This window comes from uncultured Acinetobacter sp. (assembly GCF_947624825.1).
Lineage (GTDB): Bacteria > Pseudomonadota > Gammaproteobacteria > Pseudomonadales > Moraxellaceae > Acinetobacter.
The window spans coordinates 1-5,362 of the sequence record NZ_CANQLZ010000095.1; the positions used below are offsets into that span (position 1 = coordinate 1).

Here is a 5,362-nt window from a genome sequence, read left to right on the forward strand (position 1 = left end):
CATCATTAAATCTAGTTAAATTTTCATATTTCATGGGACTAGTATAAACAATTTTTTACTTTCGCAAGAGGTCTATTCTTTATCTTATATTTTTTTAAGAAAATAAATTCTTTTTTAGAATAATAACTTACTGAATTTTTTCAGCTTTATTTTTCATAAATAAATCAAATCTTGGTATTTCCATTTCTCTAGAACATTAATTATTGTTTGCTCAAGTTGTTATAACAAGTTGATGAAACATGTCTGATCTTGCCAGCAAAAATAGCCAGCAACCTTTGTATGAACAAGTGAAAGAACAATTGCATAGCAAAATTCAACAAGGTGTATATCCACCGCTAAGTCAATTGCCTTCAGAAAATGAGCTTTCAGACTTATTCAATGTAAGTCGTATTACAGTGCGCCAGGCTTTACATAAGTTGTCGCAAGAAGGATTAATTTTCAAAGTTCATGGCAAAGGAACTTTTGTTAGTAAGCCAAAGGCATACCAAAACATTACTCAATTACAGGGTTTTGCTGAGGCAATGTCTCATACAGGGCATCAAATTTTGAATGAAGTGCTTTCTGTGAAATTCATTGAAGCACCAATAAAAGTCGCGTCTAAGCTGAGAATTTCTGTACATAGCCAAGTTGTAGAAATTAAACGTGTGCGTTTACTCAATAATGAACCTGTGTCATATGAGTTGACTTATTTACCTGCAACAGTAGGTAAACAATTAGTAGAGAAAGAAGTGGATTTACGCAGCACTGATATTTTTAGTGCTATTGAGCGTGACTTATCTATTCCACTTGGTTATGCCGACTTAAATATTGATGCAATTCAAGCTGATGATGAACTTGCTCAACTACTTTCGGTAGACGTGAATACGCCAATTTTACGTATTGAGCGTTTAACTCATGATGCACAAAACCAACCACTTGATTATGAATACCTGTATTTCTCAGGTGAAAGCTTCCAATACCAATTACGCATTTTCCGTTAATGCAGCCAGAAAAAGCAAAAGGAATCTTATGGATACAAAATATTTAGAGTATGACATTGTAGTTATCGGCGGAGGCACCGCAGGTCCAATGGCAGCTATTAAAGCTAAACAAGCTAATCCGAATTTAAGCGTATTACTGATTGAAAAAGCGAATGTTAAACGCAGTGGTGCCATTTCTATGGGAATGGATGGCCTAAACAATGCTGTCATTCCAGGATATGCCACACCAGAGCAATACACTAAAGAAATCACTATTGCTAATGATGGCATCGTGAACCAAAACACTATCTATGCCTATGCAAAACATAGTTTTACCACGATCCAACAGTTAGATCAGTGGGGTATTAAGTTCGAAAAAGATGAAACTGGCGAGTTTGCGGTTAAGAAAGTTCATCATATGGGAGCTTATGTACTACCTATGCCTGAAGGGCACGATGTAAAAAAAGTGCTGTATCGCCAAATGAAGCGTGCTCAAGTAAAAATCAATAATCGGATCGTTACTACTAAATTATTGAAAAATGAGAATGGCGCGATTAACGGTGTACTTGGATTTGATTGCAGAACTGGAGAGTTCTATGTCATTAAAACCAAAGCAGCAATACTATGTTGTGGGGCAGCAGGGCGTTTAGGTTTACCTTCTTCAGGATACCTAATGGGTACTTACGAGAACCCTACTAATGCTGGCGATGGTTATGCAATGGCTTACCATGCTGGAGCAGAATTATCGAATTTAGAATGTTTTCAGATTAACCCATTAATTAAAGATTATAACGGTCCAGCTTGTGCTTATGTAACAGGCCCATTGGGCGGCTATACCGCTAACAGTAAAGGTGAACGATTCATTGAATGTGACTACTGGAGTGGTCAGATGATGTGGGAGTTTTATCAAGAATTAGAAAGTGGACACGGTCCTGTTTTCTTAAAAATGGATCATTTAGCCGAAGAAACAATTCAAACTATTGAAGAAATTCTGCATACGAATGAACGTCCAAGTCGTGGTCGCTTCCATGAGGGTCGTGATACAGATTACCGCAAAGATATGGTGGAAATGCATATCTCAGAAATTGGCTTCTGTAGTGGACATAGTGCTTCGGGTGTTTGGGTTAATGAAAAAGCTGAGACTTCTGTAAAAGGCTTATATAGCGCTGGTGATATGGCCGCTGTCCCTCATAACTATATGCTAGGTGCATTTACTTATGGCTGGTTTGCCGGTGTTAATGCGGCAGAGTATGTAGTAAATATTGATTCGGGTGAGCTGAATCAAGCAGAAATTGATGCTGAAAAAGCACGAATTTTTGCACCGCTTGAACTTAAAGAGGGTTTACCTGCTGAGCAAGTCGAATATAAGTTACGTAGATTTGTGAATGACTATCTGCAACCACCAAAGACTCGGCAAAAAATGGAAATTGGTTTACGTCGTTTTGAGGAAATTAAATACGATATTGCACAGATTAAAGCCAACAATCCACATGAACTCATGCGAGCAGCAGAAGTATCAGTAATTCGTGACTGTGCTGAAATGGCTGCAAGAGCCTCATTATTCCGCACAGAAAGTCGCTGGGGTTTGTATCACTACCGTGCTGATTTTCCACAAACTAACAATAATGAATGGTTCTGTCATGCTCATCTTAAGAAAGATGAAAATGACAATATGGTCAGCTTTAAAAAGCCTGTTGAGCCGTATGTTGTGCCTATTGAAGCCCAAGAAAAAAATTCCTATCACCAATTACGTATTCAAAAAGATCAACCTGTGGAAGCTGCTGAAGCAATTTAATGCAGGTAGGTAAAGCATACCTTTTCACAGATGAGTAAGGAAATAAATCATGACCCTTATATTTAAAGAAGTTCAACACCGTACTGTTGCACCAGTTTTGGTAGATGAAGATAAGTGTATTGCAGACAAAGGTTGCACTGTATGTGTCGATGTATGCCCGATGGATCTATTGGCGATTGATCCGGTAACAAAGAAAGCTTTTATGCAATTTGATGAATGTTGGTATTGCATGCCTTGTGAAAAAGACTGCCCAACTGATGCGATTCACGTAAATATTCCTTATTTATTAAAGTAGAGAGTAAAAAATGTCCACATTACCAGCTAAAAAAATATTATTAAGTAGTTTAGTGGCACTAGGTATATCTGGGGTTATAGGCTGTAGCAGTAAAGAGCAGAGCAGTGTTGAATCACCTATAAGCACTGTTCGAGTTGCTATTGGAACACAAGATACTACCATTAACTGCGCTACTGGCGGTTTATTGGTCAGGGAATTAGGCTTGTTAGAAAAGCATCTTCCTAAGGAGGGTGACTATAAAAATGTTAAATATGATATCCAATGGAAAAACTTTACATCCGGTGCTCCTTTAACTAGTGAAATGGTTGCTGATCGTCTAGATATTGGTGCAATGGCAGAGTTTCCTGCAGTAAATAATTTAGTAGCTTTTAAAGAAGCAGGTAAAGCAAGTATTTTCTTGACTCCTCTCTCTGGTAGTACCACAGGGAGTGGTAATGCGATTGTTGTTCCAAATAGTTCTAATGTGACTTCATTAGCAGAATTAAAAGGTAAAACTATTTCAGTACCTTTTGCATCAACTGCCCATGGTTTATTACTTCGTGCCATAAAAGCTCAAGGTTGGGACCCAACCAAAGATGTGCAGATTATTGCCCAGGCACCTGAAGTTGCTGGTCCAGCTTTAAAGAGTAATAAAATTGATGCACATGCAGATTTCGTTCCATTTGGTGAGCTCTTTGCTTATCAAGGTTTTGCTAAGAAAATTTACGATGGCTCTCAAGCAAAAGGAGCTACCTTCCATGGAGTATTAGCTAATCAGCAATATGCAGAGCAACATCCAGAAGTGATACAAGCATATTTAAAGGCAACCATCGAAGCGGATCAATTAGTACAAAAAGAACCTGAAAAATATAGTGAAGTAATTGCTGAAAAAACTGGAATCCCAGCCGAAGTAGTTTATTTATTCCATGGTCCACTTGGTTTGCAAACTCGTGATTTAACTTGGAAATCCGAGTACAAACAGGCAACACAAGTTGCAGTCGATACACTGCAATATCTAGGTAAAAATGACGGTAAAGTTGATGTAAATGCCTTTATTCAAGACAAATATATCAAAGATGCATTCGCTGCATCTAATTTGGATTACAGCCAAGCATTAAATAACTATGGCAAATCTCCGTTGATTTCTAAAGATGCATTAACTGGTGAAGAAATTAAAACCTTCAATCGCGTGACTCAAATTTGGGTTAAAGGCGAAGAGAAGGTACGCAATTATGCAACACCAGAGCATGCATTTAAGGATTTAAAAGCGATTGAATCGGCAGGCAAATCTGTGCGTGTGGTTTATAACCAAGATTCTCAAAATGATATCAAACTATTATCAAATTTAGCTTGGTTTGCTACTAACCGTGCTGGTGAAATCCATGCATTTCTACTTAAAGGTGATGCAACTCAGTGGGCAGCAGCACAAGGTGGTAAGGTTTACGACTTTAACTCTGTAAAACAGCTAGTTAAGTAAAACCACGTTGTATAGCCATAAGCCAACAATGAGGTATATCGGTATGAATAGTATTGCCGAACAAAATTTAAAAAATGTAAAACCACATACAACTTTGCGTTGGCTAACAGAGCACCATCAGAAGCTAAATAAGTTTCTGATGGGCACGGTTGCTATTTTGCTTTGTTTAGTTGTGTGGCAGATTTTAGCAATGAACAAAATTAATTTAGGAGTTGTTAATTTTAGTAATGTGCCAACTCCAGTAGCAGTAATCGATGCCATCTTGCGATTTTTGCAATTACCAACTGCATGGGCTCATGTCAGATCCAGTATTTTTCGTGTCCTAGCAGGTTTTGTATTGGCTTCAGGTGTAGGAGTTTTACTTGGCTTATTCATTGGTCAGTTTAAGAATCTTGGGGCATTTTTAATGCCCCCTTTAGAAGTGTTGAGACCAATTCCTGCGGTTGCATGGATTCCTTTAGCAATATTGGTTTTTCCTTCTTCTGAAGCTTCCATGATCTACATTACTTTTATTGGAGCCTTATTTCCTATCTTGCTTAATACCATTCATGGTGTAGATGCTATTGATCCACGTTTAGTTGCATCTGCAAAAAGTTTGGGGGCAACAAATCTAGCTATTATTCGTGAAGTAGTTATTCCTGGTGCTTTACCTAACGTAATTACTGGTTTGTCGATTGGTATGGGAACATGCTGGTTCTGTCTTGTCACTGCTGAAATGATTTCTGGACAACACGGTATTGGATATTTTACTTGGGAATCTTTCACCTTGCAAAATTATAGCAGGGCGAATTCAAACATGAGGTGCGACAGTTTCAAAAGCCTTATGATAATCAACAAGCTGAGCAAATTTCTCTAAT

General features: G+C 38.0%; 4 protein-coding genes and 1 pseudogene. All 5 read left to right on the top strand.

All coding sequences use genetic code 11. The features are described 5' to 3' along the window. The first annotated feature begins 239 nt into the window (after nucleotides 1-239). Nucleotides 240-980, top strand: a complete 741-nt coding sequence (locus Q0017_RS13115; protein WP_298147692.1) for a GntR family transcriptional regulator — start codon at nucleotides 240-242, stop codon at nucleotides 978-980. Between the two features lie 28 nt (nucleotides 981-1,008). Next, a complete protein-coding gene (locus Q0017_RS13120; protein WP_298147696.1) occupies nucleotides 1,009-2,754 on the top strand; it encodes a fumarate reductase/succinate dehydrogenase flavoprotein subunit in 1,746 nt (581 codons plus the stop codon). 49 nt (nucleotides 2,755-2,803) lie between these two features. Next, nucleotides 2,804-3,049: a ferredoxin family protein gene (locus Q0017_RS13125; protein WP_298147699.1), complete on the top strand. Its 246-nt coding sequence runs from the start codon at nucleotides 2,804-2,806 to the stop codon at nucleotides 3,047-3,049. Between the two features lie 10 nt (nucleotides 3,050-3,059). Further along, nucleotides 3,060-4,505, top strand: a complete 1,446-nt coding sequence (locus Q0017_RS13130; RefSeq protein ID WP_298147702.1) for an ABC transporter substrate-binding protein — start codon at nucleotides 3,060-3,062, stop codon at nucleotides 4,503-4,505. A gap of 148 nt (nucleotides 4,506-4,653) precedes the next feature. Beyond that, nucleotides 4,654-5,286, top strand: a pseudogene (locus Q0017_RS13135) (ABC transporter permease); the annotation flags it as partial. Nucleotides 5,287-5,362 lie beyond the last annotated feature (76 nt).

Coding starts and splice junctions, on each gene's coding strand:
- Q0017_RS13120 (WP_298147696.1), top strand. CDS start 1,009: ATGGATACAAAATATTTAGAGTATGACATTGTAGTTATCGGCGGAGGC.
- Q0017_RS13130 (WP_298147702.1), top strand. CDS start 3,060: ATGTCCACATTACCAGCTAAAAAAATATTATTAAGTAGTTTAGTGGCA.
- Q0017_RS13125 (WP_298147699.1), top strand. CDS start 2,804: ATGACCCTTATATTTAAAGAAGTTCAACACCGTACTGTTGCACCAGTT.
- Q0017_RS13115 (WP_298147692.1), top strand. CDS start 240: ATGTCTGATCTTGCCAGCAAAAATAGCCAGCAACCTTTGTATGAACAA.